This is a genomic window from Methanoregula sp. PtaB.Bin085 (assembly GCF_002067035.1).
Taxonomy (GTDB): domain Archaea; phylum Halobacteriota; class Methanomicrobia; order Methanomicrobiales; family Methanospirillaceae; genus Methanoregula.
In genome coordinates this window covers 84,292-105,735 of sequence record NZ_MVQB01000046.1, presented here as the reverse complement: position 1 = coordinate 105,735, position 21,444 = coordinate 84,292, and the positions used below count along the sequence as shown (strand labels likewise).

The following is a 21,444-nucleotide window of genomic DNA, read 5'->3' as shown; positions in this document are numbered from 1 at the left end:
ATAAATGTAGTATTCCGGGATCGGGCAGGAAACAGGACATTCCGGAAAAACGGCAGGAAAATTTCCGGTGGAACAGGTAAAACCTGAGAGAATGGCCACTGCAGGATGTTTTTAAAAAATGGAACGGAAGACTGGCATCATTTGGTTTTTTTGTGAGTATTCCCACCCCCGCGGGGGGTCGCTCGGCCGCCTCGTCGGGGCCTCGCTGGGCAGATTACCTGCACGCAAAAATGATAAGTTCTTGAAGCCGCCGCGGGGCGCCCTTCGGGGCGGCGGCCGTTCATCATTTTCGGGGTATGGGGGCATCAGCCCCCATCAAAGGTAAATGAGATTTTAACGATCGTCAAAATTCCTTCAGGAAAAATGAGAGGAAAAACAAGTTTTTTTTCAAAGGTCAACCCGTCACTCCGGGCACATCGGCGACAGCTTTCCAATCACCCGCTCCACCTGCTGCACAGCCGTACCGATATAGGCATCCGGGTTCAGGAGCGCCGCGATATCATTCTTCGAGCAGAACCGGATCACTTCAGGATCGGTCGCGAGCACGTCCGCGAGCGGTTTGCCCTCGGCAAGCGCCTGCATGGAGGCGAGGCGCACGGCCTCGTGGGCGTCCTGCCGGTTCATGCCCTTCCGGGTCAGCTCGATCATGACCGGCTCGGCCATGTTGATGCCGTGCAGGAACGCGAGGTTCCTTCGGATTGCGGCGCGGTTGATGACGAGACCTTCAAGCACGCCCGCCATGAGCCGGAGGCAGTGGTCAGTAAGGATAGAGGCCTCCGGGAAGAGGACACGTTCGCAGGAGGAGTTGGTGAGGTCGCGCTCGTCCCAGAGGGTGTTGTTCTGGAGCGCCGGCTCGACCGCGGACCGGATGATCCGGGCAAGCCCGCAGACCTGCTCGCTCTTGATCGGGTTGCGCTTGTGGGGCATGGTGGAGGAGCCCACCTGCTTTGCACCGAAGGCCTCCTCCACCTCTCCGATCTCGGTCCGCTGCAGGCTGCGGATCTCGACGCCGATCTTGTCGAGGGTTGTTGCGACGCCGGCGCAGAACATGAAGTACTCCGCGTACCGGTCGCGGGAGATGACCTGGTTCGAGACGTCCACCGATCCGATCCCGAGGTACTCCATCATCGCGGCCTGCACCTCCATGCCCTTCGCACCCATCGCCGCCTGCGTGCCCACCGCGCCGGTCATCTGCCCGACAACGACCCGGGGGCGCAACTGTCCGAGCCGCTCGATGTGCCGGCCAACCTCGCCTGCCCAGATCGCGAACCGGAGGCCGTAAGTGGTCGGCACACCGTGCTGCCCGTGCGTCCGCCCGATGCAGACGAGCGTCTTTGTCTCGTCCGCCCGCTTCAGCAGCACCGCAAGGAGTTTCCGTAGTTTTGCGTCCAGCAGGTCGAGGGCCTGCGCAAGCTGGAGGCCGGTTGCCGTGTCGAGGATATCGTTGCTGGTCGCCCCGTAGTGCACCCACCGCCCGGACTCCCCGCAGACCTCCGAGATTGCCCTGACGATGGCCATCATATCGTGGCTGATCTCGGCCTCGATCTGTTTTGCCCGCTCGAGCGATGCGGCCGGTGCTTTCTCTTCGATCTCAAGGGCCGCGGTCGGCGGGATCATCCCGCAGACTGCCTCGGCCTTTGCAAGCGCGACCTCGGCACGGACAATGCAGGAGAACCGGTTCTGTTCGCTCCAGACGGCACGCATCTCCTTCGTGCCGTAACGCTCCTCGATCGGGTGGACTGGCATGTGAACAGATCTGTTGTACGGGAATATAGTGGTTGGGGGCAGAGGAATTGTTACAGGTGACGAAGTGACTCGGGGGATTGGTAAAAACCCGCAGCGGATCTTTCACAGGAGCGGATCCTGTCCTGAGGGAAATCCGGTAAATACCGGAGGAGTCATCGGCTCCAAAAAGAAAGGCTGATGAGATGACCGGATGGATTTCTCCAGGCCAAACCAGACGGATGTCTCCGAATCCTGCTGTCAGGTAAGGCGGCTGCCCGGCTGCGGGAACCGGTGAGGATCATGCGAACCGTTAATAATGTATAATGTATACATTTCACATATTGCCATGACCAGAACAGTGCCCGCACCAATAAAAAAAGCCGGTATCCGCATTCCGGCGCCGGCAGTTACAGTAAAAAATCCCCGTGCACCCGTGCAGATTCTCCGTTCAACAAAGGACTGGCTCGACCAGATCATTACGGAGAAAAATCTCAGGTCGTATGATGAGGCGATTATGTTCCTGATCCAGGAACGGCAGCGGCACATGCCCTCGGATTTCGGTGTATTTTCAGACCTTGAACCCTACACCTGCAACGGAGAGGATTGAGATCGCTCTGGTTCTGGATACCTGGACGTGGATCGAGTACTGGAAAGGCGATGACCGGGTCCGCACCTATATCGAGAGGAAAGAGACGCGGATCACGTCCATGATCACCATCGCGGAACTGGAACGGTTTTACGGTGTGGAAAGGGAGCGGATGGATCGCATGGTCTCGATGATCCGGTCGCGGAGCCTGCTTGTCCCGGTCGATCTTGTCATCGCACGGACCGCAGGGAGTGTGCGCAGGCAGATGAAGGAAGGCGGCATTGCGGATGCGATCATTTACGCGACCGCGCTCAGACACCGTGCGAAGGTCGTGACCGGGGATCCGCATTTCCGCGGGATGCCGGAGGTTGTTTTTGTGGGGCAGTCGTGAGAGTCCGACCTTTTCCAAATTGGTACGGTCTTCTGCTGTTTTGATGACTCTCTGATAGAATGGATACGATGTTTCAATCCTTGTTGTCGTGGATGTTGCGCTCGAAGTCGATTGCATCATCTACAGATTACCGAGCTCCTTGGTCAATTTCAATCCACACTCCCGCGAAGGGAGTGACTGACCAGCGAAAAATTAAAAACGGTAAATTGGAGATTTCAATCCACACTCCCGCGAAGGGAGTGACTACAACCCATCGGAAAGCGAGTCGTCATACAGACTTATTTCAATCCACACTCCCGCGAAGGGAGTGACTTGGGTACAAGTGCCCGGACAGGGCCGTGCGTATTTCAATCCACACTCCCGCGAAGGGAGTGACTATCTCACACGGCGATGAGAGCAAACAACACAACTATTTCAATCCACACTCCCGCGAAGGGAGTGACATCGTGACCTCCAACATCACCGATAAACGATCGGATATTTCAATCCACACTCCCGCGAAGGGAGTGACCCTCTGCAGCGGGCACCTATGTCCTTGTAGACTGATTTCAATCCACACTCCCGCGAAGGGAGTGACCCCACCGCGCAAACTTGTGGTGCTGGACCCACGGAATTTCAATCCACACTCCCGCGAAGGGAGTGACTTTTGCCAATCAGCAAACTAAATGGTTTAAATAATTTCAATCCACACTCCCGCGAAGGGAGTGACGCGGTGTTGTTGATATAAAAGCAGGTCTTGTTTATTTCAATCCACACTCCCGCGAAGGGAGTGACATCTCCTTCCTGCTGTTGCTGTGCATAGGTTTCCGAGAAATTTCAATCCACACTCCCGCGAAGGGAGTGACTTTATGGACTACCAGATTATCCGGGTGTTCAGGTCTATTTCAATCCACACTCCCGCGAAGGGAGTGACTGATCCCAACGATCCGACCAGCCCGGTATATGGATTTCAATCCACACTCCCGCGAAGGGAGTGACATCGCCCCGCCATCAAAGGATGCAGCGAGAGGAGAATTTCAATCCACACTCCCGCGAAGGGAGTGACACAGCATATTCGGGGGAGACCGTCTACAACTATGATTTCAATCCACACTCCCGCGAAGGGAGTGACCGGGTCACAGTGTCCGGTGCAACGGTATCGGAGAAGATTTCAATCCACACTCCCGCGAAGGGAGTGACTCGGTTGCAGGTATGCCCTGCGCAGAGTAGATCATTTCAATCCACACTCCCGCGAAGGGAGTGACAGCCAACCACTGGTATAAAATCGTCCGGACAGGAATTTCAATCCACACTCCCGCGAAGGGAGTGACGCATCAGGTTGCCGGTATGAGTGAGATTGTGCAGATTTCAATCCACACTCCCGCGAAGGGAGTGACACTTCCCGCGTACCTACGTGAGTTTTTCCGGAGGGATTTCAATCCACACTCCCGCGAAGGGAGTGACTATGACGAGCATTCCCGCAGGGGCGAACGTGACATTTCAATCCACACTCCCGCGAAGGGAGTGACCCCCACTTTTTTAGGCATGACAGGATCCGAATGGATTTCAATCCACACTCCCGCGAAGGGAGTGACACAGCTGCACCGGACAATTCCTTTAGCTCCTACTGATTTCAATCCACACTCCCGCGAAGGGAGTGACGATCCCCATTACGGGCAGTTTACTGACGAGAATGATTTCAATCCACACTCCCGCGAAGGGAGTGACTGATACACTCCTGCGGACCACAGCCCGAATCCGGTATTTCAATCCACACTCCCGCGAAGGGAGTGACGTAATTCTGATACGCTATTGGTTTGTTCTGGCTATTTCAATCCACACTCCCGCGAAGGGAGTGACGCCCGGTGGAGGACGCCGTGGTCATCTGCGAGAAGATTTCAATCCACACTCCCGCGAAGGGAGTGACTCTTTGTCCCTGAAGGCGTCAAACCCGAGATCCTTATTTCAATCCACACTCCCGCGAAGGGAGTGACAAGGGGGATGATATCCCCTCATGGCTCGTACCGAATTTCAATCCACACTCCCGCGAAGGGAGTGACGGAATTCTTTGAGCGCGATATCAAGCCGGAACGTATTTCAATCCACACTCCCGCGAAGGGAGTGACGCATGTTACGGAGCATGGCCGTTAATCCCGCTATTTCAATCCACACTCCCGCGAAGGGAGTGACCAAGGTCGTCAACGCCCGCGAACTTCTCCAGACAATTTCAATCCACACTCCCGCGAAGGGAGTGACTTCAGTTCGGACGGTCCCATCGTATCCATTTTCAGATTTCAATCCACACTCCCGCGAAGGGAGTGACAGTTTCCCGACTGACGACTTCTACAAGCGGAGTATATTTCAATCCACACTCCCGCGAAGGGAGTGACGAGGATAAGGCGCTTCATAGCCGCCTCATCCGCTATTTCAATCCACACTCCCGCGAAGGGAGTGACCTGAAAGAGATTTTCCGCGAGCTTGCGCCGAAACTATTTCAATCCACACTCCCGCGAAGGGAGTGACATCAGGTCAACGCCAACGACCTGCATCTTCTGGGATTTCAATCCACACTCCCGCGAAGGGAGTGACAATGCAGCGATATCGAGGCGATGATACCGGAGGCGATTTCAATCCACACTCCCGCGAAGGGAGTGACGATTTGTTGACTTCTGCAATTCTCTCATTAACCTATTTCAATCCACACTCCCGCGAAGGGAGTGACCACAGTTGTCCACAGTACCATCGACGGTAGGATATTTCAATCCACACTCCCGCGAAGGGAGTGACTTAAAATGAGAATTAATGTTACAGCAATCAAGTCAGATTTCAATCCACACTCCCGCGAAGGGAGTGACGAAGGCGCTTATCTTCAGAAAGAAACTGACCATCATTTCAATCCACACTCCCGCGAAGGGAGTGACGAAATTGGCTATCGTGTCGTATTTCTGGCACGGTTATTTCAATCCACACTCCCGCGAAGGGAGTGACAGCAGGCTGTGAGCTTGTCCTGACTGTACCAGTGGCCATTTCAATCCACACTCCCGCGAAGGGAGTGACAAACCGGTGGCGCTGGTGAGGAAAAAGGCGAATTATTTCAATCCACACTCCCGCGAAGGGAGTGACTACTGGTGTTCCTTATCCCCACGGTTGAATCTTATTTCAATCCACACTCCCGCGAAGGGAGTGACACTCACCCTCTCGGAAAACTGTATCCGGATGGGCATTTCAATCCACACTCCCGCGAAGGGAGTGACCCGGGGCCAGCTTACAACGGAGCGGTACGGGTGTGGGCATTTCAATCCACACTCCCGCGAAGGGAGTGACTAAGTCCCATTTTTTTTCCGACAAGATGACGGTATTTCAATCCACACTCCCGCGAAGGGAGTGACTTGGCTTCCCGTTTCGGATGCATCTTGGCGCCGATTTCAATCCACACTCCCGCGAAGGGAGTGACCCGGGCCCGCATCCCAGCGATGCAATCCTCATTATTTCAATCCACACTCCCGCGAAGGGAGTGACGTCGATTGCTGAGCCTGCGCCTTCGCAGACTTTGAATTTCAATCCACACTCCCGCGAAGGGAGTGACCTGTTGCTGTGCTCTCCTGCTGTGCTGCTATACTGACATTTCAATCCACACTCCCGCGAAGGGAGTGACTTACCTACGACAGCAGGCCATTATGCACGATAAATTTCAATCCACACTCCCGCGAAGGGAGTGACGCGCGAAGACCGTCACGCTTGACAGCGGTACGATGGGATTTCAATCCACACTCCCGCGAAGGGAGTGACTACAGCGATATCGAGGCGATGATACCGGAGGCGATTTCAATCCACACTCCCGCGAAGGGAGTGACGATCTTTACGTCTCGGCAAGCAGCCCAGGATCTATTTCAATCCACACTCCCGCGAAGGGAGTGACGCGGTGAAATCTTCGACAGGATCCTGTGCGGTTGAATTTCAATCCACACTCCCGCGAAGGGAGTGACTATGGTCAGGATACTTCTCGCGGACCCGACAAAGATTTCAATCCACACTCCCGCGAAGGGAGTGACGTGAGTGTCATTTTATGCGCCCGAACGGGATCATTTCAATCCACACTCCCGCGAAGGGAGTGACAGGACGGCCAGAGGTTTGTATTACAGAAATACCACGAATTTCAATCCACACTCCCGCGAAGGGAGTGACCTTTGTCCGGTGTTCTGATTGAAGATAGTTTTGATTTCAATCCACACTCCCGCGAAGGGAGTGACACTACCGTCTATGATGGGGGGAACAACAGGGTAAAATTTCAATCCACACTCCCGCGAAGGGAGTGACGGGTGTAAAACAAGAGATTCCTGACAGGAGACCAGATTTCAATCCACACTCCCGCGAAGGGAGTGACCGAATCGCGAGAGGTGAGTGTCTGCTGTCACGCATTTCAATCCACACTCCCGCGAAGGGAGTGACCGGCGCCGGTGTAATGTTGACCGTCCAGTTCGATTTCAATCCACACTCCCGCGAAGGGAGTGACGTACTGATGGTTTCGTACACGTACTTCGGGACGGTATTTCAATCCACACTCCCGCGAAGGGAGTGACATCGAAGCGATGACCGCCGGCACCCCGGCATCAGTATTTCAATCCACACTCCCGCGAAGGGAGTGACGCCAAACGGCCGGTACTTTGACCGGCAAGATTCCCTATTTCAATCCACACTCCCGCGAAGGGAGTGACAGCTATCCCGCCGTGGTATCTGGACCGGTGCCGGATTTCAATCCACACTCCCGCGAAGGGAGTGACCAGCGGATCAACGGCAACTCATACTTATGATAACATTTCAATCCACACTCCCGCGAAGGGAGTGACCCTAAATTATTGTTCGGTTTTCAAAATGAAATACCTGCTGTTTATGCTGCAAATTTCAAAACAAATTCAATGTTCAACCGGAATGAGTGCCTATTGATTCCGGTATCTAATAATGAGATTGTGAAAAAGACCTTTTGAAATCCAGAGAACCTGCGATCAAAATAAATAGACATTGAAAAAAAAATCCCGCGAACCTTCAGGGATCGCTATGATATCTTTCGGTTCGCACCGTTTATGCCATAAGCAATCCCTCAGGATCGTATCCTGTCTTATTGCCAAGGTGTTCGACACGGTTCTTCCAGTTGGCTCCAAGATAATAAAACCGTATACTGTCCCGTTCCTTATCCATAATTCCTTCCAGGGAATGTTTAAGTTTTGCAAACTGGGCGGGATCGACAAGACATTCGAATACGGAGTTCTGAACCCTTTGCCCATAATTCACGCACTCCCGGGCGACCTGCCGGAGCCTTCGTCGTCCTTCCGGTGTTTCCGTGTTTACGTCGTAGGTGACCAGGACCATCATGGTTACTGCCTCAGTTCATGAAAAACGGTGGATACCCTTCGATGTCCCCGCGGAGGAACCGCGCCATCAACAGGCTCTGGACATACGGGAGGAGCCCGATGGGAATTTTTTCGTCAAGATACGGATGGGTGATCTCGTCCGCCTTTCTCTTCTGCCACGCAGCGAGAACTGCCTTACGTCCCTTTTCAGTAAGGAGAATTCCACCCCCCTCTTTTTTCAGGAAATCATCGCTACATACCTGTTGCAGGTTCACAAGGTTCAGTGCAAGACGATCGGAAATGAAGGGGCGCAGTTCCTCCATCATATCCAGAGCAAGACTCGCCCGTCCCGGCCTATCGGTATGGAAGAATCCGACATACGGATCGAGCCCGACCGTTTCCAGCGCCGATTCAACATCATGTGCCAAGAGCGTATACAGGAACGAGAAAAGGGCGTTCATGTTGTCGCGGGGTGGCCTGCGGTTCCTGTCGCGGATGAAAAAATCATCTTTTTGCTTCAGGATGAGTTCGTCAAGAACATCAAAATAGAATTTCGCGCAGTTGCCTTCGATGCCCCTGAGCGTATCAGCATCCCTGCAGGTGTTAATCTTCATCAGGTTTTCGATGAGAAGATTATCAGCACACCGTATCTTTTCACATCTGATAACATCCCCGTGATCGCGGATACTTCTTCCGAGAACGGTCCGGCAGTTGACAATCTTGGCGGTGATAAAGCATCGTGCAATAGCAAGAGATGCTTCCGGGTTATCGGCAATACGGTACTGGGTCCGGCGCAACAACACATTACCCCGGACCCGTCCATTCACCCGTCCCTGGAACCTTCCGTGCGGGGTAAGGAATGAAAGCCCCACGTTATTCTCCGAACATAACTGCATCAGGTGAGGGCTTGCGCCCATGTACCCGAAACAGACAATCCCCTCCAGATTATGAATCGGGATTCTGAACTTCTCCTCGCTCCCGACTTTAACGATAACATTCTCTCCGTCGCGATGGAGATAGGAGTCCGGTGTTGTGACATACAGGGTGTTCAGCAATTTTCTCATGGGGGAATTCCTGTCCGGTGATCAGGTTTCCGGACTGTTATGATCACGTATCAGGAGCGCATGCATCCCTGATGTGATTCCCTATATAATTCCTGACGGAACTTTTTTTCTTTGTCAGGCGTGGGACACAGATATCGATAAGCGAACAGAGTATGCAATGCTTCCCTTTTTCGGCCTGCGGGGTAATCCCGTTCCGGAAGACCTTGTGCATTTCATTCGCCAGCAACTGAACACGATGGCGCAGATCATCCGTGATGGCGATACGTTCCCTCCTTCGGATTTCGTTGTAATAAAAATCCGCTTCAATGATACGGATGCCAAACATCTCTTCAAGGCACATGACCTGTGCGCAGAGCTGGACCTCATCCCGCTCATCGATCTTCGGCTTGCCCCGCTTGTACTCGACCGGTTTCATACACCATAAGCCATCCCGATCCGGAATCGCGATTCCCTTGTCGGATCGTGTAAACTCAATTACATCTGCAATTCCGGTCAGGCCGAGGGAGTACGAAACCAGAGGGAATGACCGGGAGATGACAACATCTCCCCGCGATTCGCTGAGGAACGGGTCATCGACCCGTTCATGAACAATATGGCCTTCGGCAGTGCGGAGATTCTCGGACCATTGTTGCTCCACATGGATGAGTGCCCACTGCCTTTGGCAGAAACAAAAATGCTGGATACCGGATAACAACAGCAGCTCGTCATCCGAGTACAGTTTTCCGTTCATAACTTTTCGATGATTTCGACTCCCTTCGGTACATTCCTGTCAATCGTGACCTTGTAATCCTTGAACGATCGGGGAGGAAGATCTTTTGGGATCTTCTCGATCTTTACCTTATCGAACAGGATATGCGACTGGCAGCAGCCGAGTTCGCTGTCATGCTTGAAAATGATCAGCTTCTTTGCGGAGAGTTTCCCGCGGGATGCGGAGTGATCATGTTCGAACATGTTGATGAGTGCCTCCCAGAGCAGGGCGAGATCGTCTTCCGAGAATCCGGTTGTTTTCTTTGCTAAGTGAGCGGAAACATAGCCTTCGGCACGGTAAAGACCATACGGTACGATCTGTTTCTTGCCCATGGTCTTGCCCTTCTCGGCATCCTTGGCATTCGCAACAGCCTGCCGGGTGATCGTGACCTCCTGCTGGAAGATTGGATCCTGACTCCGGGCGAAGGTTAGCTGAACCGGCCCGCGGACCTGACCGCAGTTTACTTCAAGGGTCATCACCGCACCGAAAGCACGGATGTCGAAGAACGTATCGCACATGAATTTTGCGAGTTTCAGTTCTTCATCCTTCTTTGGCTTCTTTGGATCCTTGGGTTTAATCTTGTCAACAGCACGGGTATGCTGCTCATTGAGAACAACACCTTCCTTTACATAGATATCATATCCTTCTTTTCCGGCCTTCACCATATCAACATAGTCACGAATCTTCCTCTTCAGGCAGACATCCGTCACAATTCCATAGCCCGTCTGCGGATCGACGCGGGGCATATTTCCCATGTCCGGGTCTCCGTTCGGATTCCCATTCTCAACATCGAATAACAACACAAATTCATACCGGTTCTTGATTGGATTGTTCATACGTTAGCCTCCTATTCGTCATCGCTTTCTTCCTTCTTTTTGAAAAACGCTTTTCTCTGGTGATAGTACCCGATCATGAACATCCCCTGATCCTCCAGGTTCATGTAAGCCGGGAATTCATTGATTCCGGATATCACTTCCTCAATCCACTGGTTCGATTTGAAACCCCAGTCGGATTTGGCGATGTGGTGCTGCGCCAGTTTCAGCAGGACCGGGAACACGACCGCCGGTGTTGTCGATGCGCTACTGAAGTATTTACTGTTGATCGTGCTCTTGAGATCCTTGTTCGAATCGCTCTGCGCCTTCTCCAGTACCGCAAACAATCGTCCGAGACGGTACGGGACATTTGTGCTTTCTTCATTCAGACTCACGGTAATCAAATCCTCTTCATGCTTTCCTCGTGTTCGTGCCATCCGGATCAGGCAGGCTTTGATGAAGCCGGCCCGGGTATAGTGGATCGATCGCTCGGTCTTCACCCTGTTAAGTATCGCATTATACATCGGTACTGGGTAAGGGGTGTTATCAAGAATCGAACGCATCAGCAATCCCCCAAGCAGCGGGGATGCTGCCTTATCGCTTGAATTCTGGGGAACCGTTTCCCTCAGGAGACGATACACGGAGATGTACTGCGGCCCTCGACTGTCCCGCTCGATCTCCATATCGAGATGATGACGTGCAACCCGGGTGATGAAATTCCCGAAATTGTCCTGGTACCAGAAGCGGACAGCAAGCCGGGCATTGTTGGGAGAGAGTCCGAGAACATAGAAGTTCGTGGTTTCGGGATCCACGCCAAGATCCTTCTCTTCCAAGTGCCCTCCGATCCGGACTTTGGCAAGGATATCCCCCACAAGTTGTCGCGTGGCACGGTCCTGTGTTCGTGCGGGTTCCCGGGATCCTGCGTCCGGCGGGTCCTCTTCTTCAATAGGATCGATGAAAAAAAGGGCAAGGTTCTCGCAGGTCTTCTTCTCCGTCTCGGCCCAGAAGACTGTGGTCGTGTCTCCGATTTGGATCCGGTTCCGGCTTCCATGTTCAAGAAGATGGTTCAACACGGTTGTGTATTTGAACATCGCTGATTCGCTTATCGGGGAATTGTAGCTCTGCTCTTTATTATACGACCAGAATGCCGGATCGTTACATCCGATCAGTGTTGCTCCGGCAGACTGCGCCCCGAACACACCTTTGATCTTCTGATGAATACGGGCAATCGGTTCTTTTTTTCCGGTCACAAGACACTGGGAATATTCGGTATCGGAAGCTTCGCTGGTAGTGGAATAACCGGATTCCCAACATTTCCTTACAACCGAATTCTGGTGAATGTATTGGCCATCCGCAACCTGAAAAACAAACAGCCCGCCGTCAAGGATACGGTCTTTATATTCCGCAACTTTGGGATGCTGGAGCGAATGTTCCGGGATCCAGGTATCGAGAAATTTGAGGAATGTCTTCACGACCGGATCGGTAACCGCATCCATAAGAGAATGGTGGAGAATACGGCACTGATCAAAACATTCCCGCGACCGCTTTGATACAACAATTTTCTCTTTTCCATCTTCGGAAAGAATGTGGATGATATCCGCAGCGGTTTTCTTTTTCGGATCTGTGCTGAGTTTTTCAATACCAAAAAAATACTTCGCGTTATCACAGACAAAGTAAGGTGTCACGGCAACTGCACGTGACTTTTGGTAAGGAACGTCCATTGTTGCGGGTGTTTTTTTCCTGTCATCGGATCGAAGATCAACGATATTGGTGAGTTCTCCGTCTGTTGACAGAACGAGCGCAAACGATACTTTTGCCGGGCTGTAGCCGGATTTGGCAATCCTGACTGATTTGTCACCCGCAAGAATATCATAATACCGGACCAGTGACTGCACAATCATGAACAGACACCTTCCTTTCTGCACTTCTGGACATCGAGAACACCATTGTTCATTTCAGCACGGAAAAAGATCGGCGTCATCTTGTTGGCGAAATCGACATCCCAGAGCATGAACCCGAGATCTTTCTTACCATTAAGTTTTGATTTTGGAATCTCTCCCTCAATGAACTCAAATTGCACCGGGAACTCCCGGCACCCGAAATATGGATGATGGAAGCATTGTCCCTTCCGCATCCTGCGGAGGGCGACGTTGTAATGTTTCTCAACGCTGTCGTCAGGCCCTGCCTTATCGGTCATGTTAAAATGCGCTTCGATGTAATACTCGACATCACGGAGAACCATCGAAGCCCGCTGGACCCGCTCATCGTTTGGATCCTTGAACATGACAACCTCCTTCCCCTGGTATGCACTTTTCACTGTGGAAAGCGGGATTTTCCCAAGCACTTCGTTTCTCCTGATATTATCGAACTTCACCGGCTTCATCACATGAATCCGGTCGATCTCCCAGACAATCGCGGGCTTCCAGTAAATCGCTTCAAGGATACCGCGTGCAGCCGAAGGGGTCATAACATCGTAACTGACCCGCTCGACCTTCATCTCAGGGCGCGTGAAGCATGCATAATCGCCCCAGACTTTCAGTTTGATACCAAATCCGATATCAACCACCTCTTCAAACATTCAGCAATGAGCCATCGTAACCGGCATCCTGCCGGGGTTTCAGTCCTGTCTCATCGGAATAATCCTCACAGGATCGTAAGACGAAGAACCGTTCTGCCAGTATCTCAATTGCATGATTACGTTCCAGTTCGCGGAACTCATTGGCAAAAATACTGACTGTGTATCCCTGGAGATCCCGGAGATATTTCCCGGGAAACTCTGCTGAACGGAGTTCAGCAATTTTTAACCGGGCGTAATCGTCAAAAGGAATGATCACATCTTTTGTCCCCTCCTCAATGATCCTGAATGCATCTGCAATATCCTCAAACGGAAATGCAAGCTCACGCGAACCATCTTCAAGTTTTGGTAAAATGGTCTTCTCATCCAGACCACCATCTTCCTTGTAATGATATAATCGCCGGAAATAATCCGCAACCGTATCCAGCGAGAGGGGATCGACCGATCCGGCAAGCGTCATTTCCCCGATTTCCGCAACGAGACTCTGCCATGATGTAGCTTTGCCATGTTTCTCCACAGATTTGAAAAGGAATACTTTGCCCGGTTCCGGTAGTTTTCCTTCGCGGTTGCATCTCCCGGCGGCCTGTGCAAGTGAATCAACGCCGGTCATTGCACGGTACACAACCGGGAAATCGATATCCACACCGGCTTCAATCAGCTGAGTCGATATAACGCGGCACTCTTTTCCATCTTTGAGTAGTGTTCTGATCTCTTCGAGTTTTTTCCTGCGGTGAACCGGGCACATACGGGCGCTGAGATGATGACACGTGCCGGTTTTTTTCAAAGCATCATACAATTTCTTCGCGTGGGTGCGGGTGTTGACTACACACAATACCTGCAGTTGCTTATCCAGCCTTTCTGCGAGTTCTGCGTCAGAAAGGGATCCGAGATTGGTCACGTTCACTCTTCGGAATGTTTCATACAACCGTTCAGGATCATGCATGATCTCGCGGGGCGGTATTGTCTTGTCCAGAAGGTCGCCAAGACGAGGCTGGGTTGCTGTGCATATCACAACCGTTGCACTATAGTTCCGGACAAGTTCGGACAACGCGGCAAGGCATGGCAGCAGGTAGCCTGTCGGGAGCATCTGGGCTTCGTCAAGAATGATAACGCTTTTTACAAGGTTGTGAAGCTTTCGTGTGCGTGAGCGTTTATTTGAGAAGAGCGACTCGAAGAACTGGACATTGGTTGTTACAACGATCGGCATATCCCAGTTCTCGGTTGCGAGCATGAGAGCTTCACTGATTGGATCTCCAGTGAATTTTTTCAGCGTTTCAGGATCGAAATTGCTATGATGTTCCAGGACATTTTTAGTCCCGAAAATATCCCGGAATACTTTGGCATTCTGTTCAATGATGCTTGTATAGGGAATGACGTAAAAAATCCTTTTGAGGTTATTTTTCTTGAGGTGCTCAAGTGCAAAGGCCATTGATGAGAGTGTTTTCCCCCCGCCGGTTGGGACTGTAAGACTGAAAATACCTGGCGGCAGTGAGCCGGCATCAACACACTGTCTGAAAATTTTTTTCCGCTCGCGATTGATGAGGGAATCATCCACTCCGGCATTTTTTTCCCGCATGAAACTCTCAAATCTTTTGGCGAGTTCTTCCATGGAATCACACTGCGTGCGTAAGGAAGATTTTTCCGAATCGTAGAATTTTTCAGTGTCAAGCGAGTCTGCATCAACAAGACATGAGTAGAGCATCCGCGTAAAGAATGAGATACAGAATCCGGTTTTTTTCGGAAGTGGATGAAGTTTGGGCTGGCCGATCCTTTCCGGATCCAGGGTTATGTCTTTCCGGAATGCTGAATAATCCGGCAATTCTTGTTTCTGCAAACGTTCGCAAAGGCCCCCTTCCGCGCTCCCAAAATTCAGCATACCCCCATGATGGCCGGAAATGATATAGGCAAACAACAGACCTGCAGATTTTTGTGAACCGTCAAATAGTCTGATCGCTTCTAACGAACCAGCTGTCGAATGATCTACAGAAATTTTTTGTCCTTCAAGGCGTCGTTGGAATTCAGATGAATATTTCCCCAAATCGTGAAGGAGGCCGCTCATATATGCCAGATCCCCCGCATTAAAATCATTGGCAAAAATGCGGGAGAGCTCGGCGACATTTTTCAGATGATCTTTAAGTGGCTGCCAGTCCGACTTGTCGGAATTTTTTGTTGAGTGCGCGTAATACATAAGGATGTTTTTATGATGTTGTTCTGCAGATTTATTCAACTATAAACCCAATCGTTTCGTTCCCCGCGCCACCCATTAAATTTTCCGATTTGCGGTGTGAAAGTGAAATATTTTAAAAAAAATCCAATGCAAAAACCCGCGCGCAATCCGGCATATCTCCGGTACGAGCCCCGGCCCTCACCCTTCGGAAAAACCTCTCGTAACACTCCCGTGTTCAGCGGAACCCGCAGCGCCCGCCGTTGTATGAGATTTGCCTCTTCCACCCGGAACCAGAGGCAACAATTCCGGAAAACACGGTAATTCTGCCGGAATACTCCAGTATTCTCTGGCGGGAACCGGTAAGGCAGTATATATCAATGTTCCAATCACTGGTATCACGGCTTCACGTATATTGTGGCGGAGGGGCAACCGGGGGGGAGCAACGACGGGGAGGAAATCGGGAGCCGGTCATCCCTGTTCATTTTCACCCTGTCTACCCTTCTGGTAAAATACTCTGGCAGCAAATACCAGATCAGGAAGTTCCGTTCACATGATCGTTATCGGGATCGATCCCGGCCTCGCCCGCATGGGGTACGGGGTGATCGAAACGGAGCGGGGAGTGCCCCCGCGCCCGCTCTGCCATGGCTGCATCGAGACCTCTGCACGGGATCTCAGCCACCCGGAACGCCTGCTTGCCGTCTACACGGAGGTTGACCGGCTGCTGGAACAATACCAGCCTTCGCACCTTGCGCTCGAAAAACTGTTCTTCTCCAGAAACATCTCGTCTGCCATGGCCGTGAGCGAGGTCCGGGGAATCGTCCTCCTTGCCGCGGCACAGCGCCGCATTCCGGTCACCGAGTATACGCCAAACCAGGTCAAGCAGGCCATCACCGGGTCCGGACGTGCCGACAAGCGGCAGGTACAGGAGATGATCCGGCGGCTGCTCCGGCTCGGCGAAATCCCGAGGCCCGATGACGCAGCCGATGCACTTTCGATTGCCTTATGCCATATCCACATCATGAGATAGTACAATGATCGCGCGACTTTCCGGTACCATGGTTCTCGCGGGTGACCGCTGGGTGATCATCGATGTTCACGGGGTCGGGTACCAGGTGCAGGTAACCCAGCCTGCCCTCCGGCGGCTGGCAGACACCCGGGAACCGGTAACCCTCTTCACTCACCTGGTGGTCCGGGAAGATGCTGTCACCCTGTACGGATTCCCGCACCAGAGCGAACTGGAGATGTTCCGGATCCTGATTGGCGTAACCGGCATCGGGCCGCAGATCGCCATGAACCTCCTGTCCCGGATCGGAATCGAGGAGTTCGCGATCGCGATCCTGAATGATGATGAGAAGACCCTGACCCGCATCCCCGGCATCGGGCCCAAGAGTGCGAAACGGCTGATCCTTGAACTCAGGGACAAGATGAAAAAAGTGGGCGAGACGATCGTCCGCGGGGAGACGAAAGACAGCATGGCGATCCATGACGCGGTCAGCGCACTGGTCTCGCTCGGGTTTGCCGAAAAGGAATCCCGGGATGCGGTGAACGCGGCGGCACCTGAACACGGCTCATCGACCGTCCAGGGCCTTATCAAGGCTGCACTCGCAAAACTGAAGGAGCGGTAACATCATGGAGGAGAGGATTGTCTCGCCCGCACCTCTGGCGGAGGAGGGTGATGATCTCACCATCCGGCCGGACCGGCTTGAGGATTTTGTCGGGCAGGTGCAGGTCAAGGAAAGCCTGAAGATAGCTATCGAAGCCGCACAAAAACGGAACGAACCGCTGGACCATATCCTCTTCTCAGGGCCCCCGGGACTTGGCAAGACCACGCTCGCCCACATCATCGCGCACGAAATGGGAGCGGATATCCGGTCCACGACCGGCCCGGTGCTGGAGAAACCCGGGGATATCGCCGCGCTGCTCACCCCCCTCAAGCAGGGCGATATCCTGTTTATCGACGAGATTCACCGGATCAATCCCGTTGTCGAAGAGGTGTTGTACCCTGCCATGGAGGATTTTTTCATTGACGTGATGATCGGTGAGGGGCCGAGCGCACGCACGATCAAACTGAACCTCGAGCATTTCACCCTTATCGGGGCGACCACCAAACAGGGCCTTCTGGGGGCCCCGTTCCGGGACCGGTTCGGGATCACCTCCCGGCTCGACCTGTATTCCCCCGGGGATCTGACCCGGATCGTAACACGGAGTGCCGGGATCCTGAAGATCCCCATCACCCCCGACGGGGCAGAAGAGATCGCGAAACGGAGCCGCGGAACCCCCCGGATCGCCAACCGGTTACTTCGGAGGGTGCGGGATTATGCAACGGTCAAGGGGGATGGCACGATAACGCGGGAGATTACCGGAGCTGCCCTTGCCATGATGCAGATCGATCACCTTGGTCTTGATGAACTCGACCGCCGCATCCTTGCGGTTATCGCCAATGATTTTGACGGCGGGCCGGTCGGCGTCAAGACCATTGCCATCGCGGCAGGTGAGGAGGTGCGGACCATCGAGGACGTGTATGAGCCGTACCTGATCCAGATCGGTTTTCTCAAGCGCACCCCGCAGGGACGCGAGATCACGCCGGCAGCACGGCGGCATATCAACCTGCCGCAGAAGACCCTGCTGTAACTGCAGGAGACCGGAAAGAGAGGACATGTATTCCCCCGGAGCAATGGCAGACCGGTTCAGGGATGACCGGGCGCAACGTGATTTTCCAGCCGTTTTCATGATCCCTGCCGCCACTCCGGCGGGTGCTTTCAAGGCGGCCATCACCACTGCCGGACAGGATTTTACCGGGATCGCCCGGGTCGCTGACAGTGGCGTCAGGAATCGTCCCCGCTGACAGGCATCCCGCTGGCAGCAGGGATATCATGGATGAATACCGGTTCTTCGAATGCTTCATCTCCAACCATAAACCACAACCTTCTTCCTCCATCCTGCTTTACCTCTCCTCCATGGCATCTCAGGGCTCCGGCGATTTTACCATCGTGATCATTATCCTGCTCCTCATTATCGGTATCGTTGTATATTCGTACCTGAACAGACGCCGGGTCGCGAATAAGCAGAAGGAACTCATGAAGGCGCTCCGGGCCTCGCCGAAGTTTATTAAAGACGCCCCGGCGCTCGTGCACGGCCCGGCCGCCGCACCCGACTGTATACTCCCGACAACTGGCGAGCATGTCGCGTTCTATGGCATGTTCGTCATCAGCAGGGAATCGGAGATCTCGGGAACGCATTCAGGAACACGGATAGGTGTGGACGGGATCACCGTGCCAGCATCCGGAAATAAAATCACGGATGTGAAAGGGTTCCGGTTCTTCGAGTCCAGCGGCGACTTCACGGTCATGCAGGGAGGATCGCCGTACTTTGTCCGGTTCTCGAGCATCATGGCGTATTTTGCAGAGGGTGCCGCGATGGTCTCGTTCGCCGGCGACATGATGAAACAGGCCGGCCTGTCGGAGCAGGCATGGAACGATTTCATGAACTTCCAGGTAGGTGAGAACGCCCTGAAGACGCTGTGCGGGTTCGAGGCGCCGATCGTAACGCAGCACGCAAAGAGTCATGGTGGGGGATTTGCGGTCCACAAAACAACCGACCACACGAGCGTATCCATCACCGAGGTGAGGAGCCGTATTGATTCACGGATCCATTACCTGATGGCCGGCCACAACATCCCGCAGGGGATCCTCGACCTGATCGCGAAGCGCGGTATCACGCTCGAAGAGAAGGAGGAAGTGATCGTGGTCGAGACGGTCATCCCGCTCAACAAGGAGGTCTTTGCCTTCGGTACGTTCGACGGCGGGCAGAACATCGCGTTTGCCGACAGCTCCGTGCAGCTGCTGGTGTCGTACCAGGACCCGGCCCTGGAATGATGTGATACGATGGCGGGGCTCTGGGATCTGGTGGTCCGCCCGGACACCTTTTTTGCCCGGGTATCGCAGGAAGCGATCGACCTCCGGCCGCCGCTTGCCATCTTCGCAGCGGGCGCACTCCTTCCGGGACTTGTCTACATGGTCATTATTGTAGCCTACATGGTCTCAGGATCGTTCAGTTCCCTGTCGGTGACCCTGCAGGGAATGATGTGGGTCTTCCTCAAATGCAATGTCAGCCTCCCGCTGGCGGGATGGATCATCATGTCCCTCTGGACCTGGGGCATTTCCCGGGGCCTGGGCGGAAAAGGCTCACTTGCAGCAACCGTCCGGGACACCGGGTACGGTATGATGCCGTGGACACTGTCCATCATCGCGTTCGTCCTGCTTGCCATCATGTTATTTGTGATCGGATTTGCCGCGCCGGTAACGACTGGTGTCATGGAAGAATACGCACAGACTGCATATGATACCTGGACGTATCTCGGGCTGCTGTTCGTCATATGGCAGTGGTACCTCTGGACGCTGGGAGTGCAGCACACCCAGAAGTTCGCGTTCGGGAGATCTGCCGTCATCACCGGGATCCCGGTCGCGGTTTACCTTGCATTCGTGATTGCCGCCATGGCATCTGTCGATGTGACCCGGATGATCATGACGGGGACCTGATCCCTGCTGAACCCGGAACTGCCACGAGCACCGGTTTTTTTCCCCGCGTGAAACTCAGGGACTTTATGCGCTGAGCGCTCCTTCCTGCCGGCAGCTGTGTATGTTCTCCAAAGCAGGAAACTGGAAAAAAGGTAATCAGGAGTCGGTGCAGCGGAACGACTGCTGGTACCTTCCCAGCGCATCCCGCAGCCCGGTCTTGTAATCATCTGCCGAAGCGAGGTCGATGATGTACGTCCGGTCCTGCTTTGCATGGTACCAGAGGAGGATCCCCTCGTTCGTTGTCACCTGCTGGCCCTTCCTCACAAAACTCATGTGCCCGATGAGGGTGGCGTCGCCGCAGGTCGTTTGAGGATACGTCTCGAGCAGGAAATACCTGAGATCGGATATCGATTTGTCATTCTGGAAGGATTTCCGCATTGCCTCGTACACTGCCGGTATATCCGGGGGGCGGTGGTGCATGGCGATCCAGTTGATCGTCAGGTTGTCCGGGCCCGCTCCCCGGAGCCAGATCTCACCGTCCTCAAAACTCCCGGACCCGGCATCGGAAGCATCGCGTTCGGTGAGGACAAGGTTACCGGGATAGACAAAACTGATGCCGTGTTTTTCATAGGTGATACTGGCAGGCGGTGAGGTTGTTACCGGCGCAGCCTGCTGCGGGCTTTCCGCCTTTTGGCCGGAGGAGGAACACCCGGAAGCACAAGCGGCAGCGATGAGGACGAGAAAAAGAACTGCAAGAGAGGAGGGCTTCATGCATCCGGTTTTTTTTATGGAAAGATGATATATGCTTCTGTTTTATCCTGAAGGAACGGTTCGCGCTTCTGGGAGAGATCATGAAACTTTTTATTTTTTCCCCTGATTCGCGGGATCAGTATGAGATAGTTTCCAGTCCCTCAATATCAGCAAAATGCCGGTCCCGTGTGACCAGCGGTTCGGTATGCTGCAGGGCAATGGCCGCGATCAGCTCGTCCATGGATGAAATCCTGCGACCTTTTCTGGAAAGGGCACATGCAATATCTGCATAGACAACCGCGGACTCATCATCGAACGGGAGTACCGGAAAATATCCGATCAGTTTTTCCGAAAGGCTCTGCAGGTTCCTGTTCCCGCTCTTCTTTGCCCCCAGCAGGAATTCCGCGCTGCTGATGGCGGTTGTCCGGAGATGTTTCTCCTGCCGGGCGATCTTCAGGGCACCCGGGTGCGCTCGCAGCAGATCGATCAGGAAGCAGGTATCCACGATCAAAGGGATACCTTCCGGGGCCGGATACGGTCAAGGTCTTTTTTTGCTGATTTCACCGATGCCGCAAGCTCTTCGCGCACTGCGGGATCGATCGTATCCAGGAATTCGCAGACACCTTTCTCTTCGCCTTCAGTGACACGAAGGATAACATCGGAATAGCTCTCGCCCGGGCGCTTCTGTGCCCTGAGCGCGTTATAGGCGGATTCTTTGATGTTAATGGTCTTGGTCACCATAGGGGATGATATGTGTATACACAGTTATAGGGATTTCGGAT

General features: G+C 53.4%; 18 protein-coding genes and 1 CRISPR repeat array. Of the genes, 7 read left to right on the top strand and 11 right to left on the bottom strand.

All coding sequences use genetic code 11. The annotated features are described in order from the left end of the window. Positions 1–402 precede the first annotated feature (402 nt). Positions 403–1,746: an adenylosuccinate lyase gene (gene purB / locus A4E33_RS10210; protein WP_292347834.1), complete on the bottom strand. Its 1,344-nt coding sequence runs from the start codon at positions 1,744–1,746 to the stop codon at positions 403–405. A gap of 325 nt (positions 1,747–2,071) precedes the next feature. Between purB and A4E33_RS10205 the strand changes: the two genes are divergently transcribed. After that, entirely contained in the window at positions 2,072–2,332 is a 261-nt protein-coding gene (locus tag A4E33_RS10205) for a hypothetical protein (protein WP_292347832.1), read from the top strand. After that, positions 2,301–2,702: a PIN domain-containing protein gene (locus A4E33_RS10200; RefSeq protein WP_292347830.1), complete on the top strand. Its 402-nt coding sequence runs from the start codon at positions 2,301–2,303 to the stop codon at positions 2,700–2,702. Before A4E33_RS10205 ends, A4E33_RS10200 begins: the two co-directional genes overlap by 32 nt. 146 nt (positions 2,703–2,848) lie before the next feature. Further along, positions 2,849–7,528: direct repeats of the CRISPR family, unit length 32 nt; unit sequence ATTTCAATCCACACTCCCGCGAAGGGAGTGAC. A gap of 232 nt (positions 7,529–7,760) precedes the next feature. Here the strand turns inward: A4E33_RS10200 and cas2 are convergent. Genes cas2 through cas3 form a run of 7 tightly spaced genes read right to left on the bottom strand, consistent with a single transcriptional unit; the run spans position 7,761 to position 15,455 of the window. Continuing rightward, positions 7,761–8,051, bottom strand: coding sequence for a CRISPR-associated endonuclease Cas2 (cas2, locus tag A4E33_RS10195; protein ID WP_292347828.1), 291 nt, complete (start codon positions 8,049–8,051; stop codon positions 7,761–7,763). 10 nt (positions 8,052–8,061) lie between these two features. Continuing rightward, positions 8,062–9,093 carry a type I-C CRISPR-associated endonuclease Cas1c gene (gene cas1c, locus A4E33_RS10190; protein ID WP_292347826.1) on the bottom strand — a complete coding sequence of 344 codons (1,032 nt, stop codon included), beginning with the start codon at positions 9,091–9,093 and terminating at the stop codon, positions 8,062–8,064. A gap of 43 nt (positions 9,094–9,136) precedes the next feature. Continuing rightward, entirely contained in the window at positions 9,137–9,823 is a 687-nt protein-coding gene (gene cas4 / locus A4E33_RS10185) for a CRISPR-associated protein Cas4 (RefSeq protein ID WP_292347824.1), read from the bottom strand. Then, entirely contained in the window at positions 9,820–10,677 is an 858-nt protein-coding gene (cas7c, locus tag A4E33_RS10180; protein ID WP_292347822.1) for a type I-C CRISPR-associated protein Cas7/Csd2, read from the bottom strand. The genes cas4 and cas7c overlap by 4 nt, the downstream gene beginning before the upstream one ends. A gap of 11 nt (positions 10,678–10,688) precedes the next feature. After that, positions 10,689–12,554 (bottom strand): type I-C CRISPR-associated protein Cas8c/Csd1, encoded by a 1,866-nt coding sequence (gene cas8c, locus A4E33_RS10175; protein ID WP_292347821.1) that lies wholly within the window; start codon positions 12,552–12,554, stop codon positions 10,689–10,691. Beyond that, positions 12,551–13,231, bottom strand: coding sequence for a type I-C CRISPR-associated protein Cas5c (cas5c, locus tag A4E33_RS10170; protein ID WP_292347819.1), 681 nt, complete (start codon positions 13,229–13,231; stop codon positions 12,551–12,553). The genes cas8c and cas5c overlap by 4 nt, the downstream gene beginning before the upstream one ends. Beyond that, positions 13,224–15,455, bottom strand: a complete 2,232-nt coding sequence (gene cas3, locus A4E33_RS10165) for a CRISPR-associated helicase Cas3' (RefSeq protein WP_292347817.1) — start codon at positions 15,453–15,455, stop codon at positions 13,224–13,226. The genes cas5c and cas3 overlap by 8 nt, the downstream gene beginning before the upstream one ends. 490 nt (positions 15,456–15,945) lie before the next feature. Between cas3 and ruvC the strand changes: the two genes are divergently transcribed. The 5 genes from ruvC to A4E33_RS10140 all read left to right on the top strand — a co-directional run bounded on the left by ruvC (position 15,946) and on the right by A4E33_RS10140 (position 19,933). Beyond that, the gene (gene ruvC / locus A4E33_RS10160) at positions 15,946–16,422 is read left to right on the top strand and encodes a crossover junction endodeoxyribonuclease RuvC (protein ID WP_292347816.1); all 477 of its coding nucleotides are present in this window, start codon (positions 15,946–15,948) and stop codon (positions 16,420–16,422) included. 4 nt (positions 16,423–16,426) lie between these two features. Beyond that, positions 16,427–17,020 (top strand): Holliday junction branch migration protein RuvA, encoded by a 594-nt coding sequence (gene ruvA, locus A4E33_RS10155; protein ID WP_292347814.1) that lies wholly within the window; start codon positions 16,427–16,429, stop codon positions 17,018–17,020. Positions 17,021–17,024: 4 nt separating this feature from the next. Beyond that, positions 17,025–18,026, top strand: coding sequence for a Holliday junction branch migration DNA helicase RuvB (gene ruvB, locus A4E33_RS10150; protein WP_292347812.1), 1,002 nt, complete (start codon positions 17,025–17,027; stop codon positions 18,024–18,026). Positions 18,027–18,214: 188 nt separating this feature from the next. Beyond that, positions 18,215–19,270, top strand: a complete 1,056-nt coding sequence (locus tag A4E33_RS10145; protein WP_292347811.1) for a hypothetical protein — start codon at positions 18,215–18,217, stop codon at positions 19,268–19,270. Between the two features lie 9 nt (positions 19,271–19,279). Beyond that, positions 19,280–19,933, top strand: coding sequence for a Yip1 family protein (locus A4E33_RS10140; RefSeq protein ID WP_292347809.1), 654 nt, complete (start codon positions 19,280–19,282; stop codon positions 19,931–19,933). A gap of 135 nt (positions 19,934–20,068) precedes the next feature. On the opposite strand, the gene A4E33_RS10135 is transcribed toward A4E33_RS10140, so the two are convergent. From A4E33_RS10135 to A4E33_RS10125, 3 genes are all read right to left on the bottom strand, one after another. Further along, positions 20,069–20,683 (bottom strand): hypothetical protein, encoded by a 615-nt coding sequence (locus tag A4E33_RS10135; RefSeq protein WP_292347808.1) that lies wholly within the window; start codon positions 20,681–20,683, stop codon positions 20,069–20,071. Positions 20,684–20,798: 115 nt separating this feature from the next. Continuing rightward, positions 20,799–21,167 carry a type II toxin-antitoxin system VapC family toxin gene (locus A4E33_RS10130; protein WP_292347970.1) on the bottom strand — a complete coding sequence of 123 codons (369 nt, stop codon included), beginning with the start codon at positions 21,165–21,167 and terminating at the stop codon, positions 20,799–20,801. A gap of 2 nt (positions 21,168–21,169) precedes the next feature. Further along, on the bottom strand, positions 21,170–21,403 hold the full coding sequence (locus A4E33_RS10125) for an antitoxin VapB family protein (RefSeq protein ID WP_292347806.1): 234 nt from the start codon (positions 21,401–21,403) through the stop codon (positions 21,170–21,172). Positions 21,404–21,444: the final 41 nt, after the last annotated feature.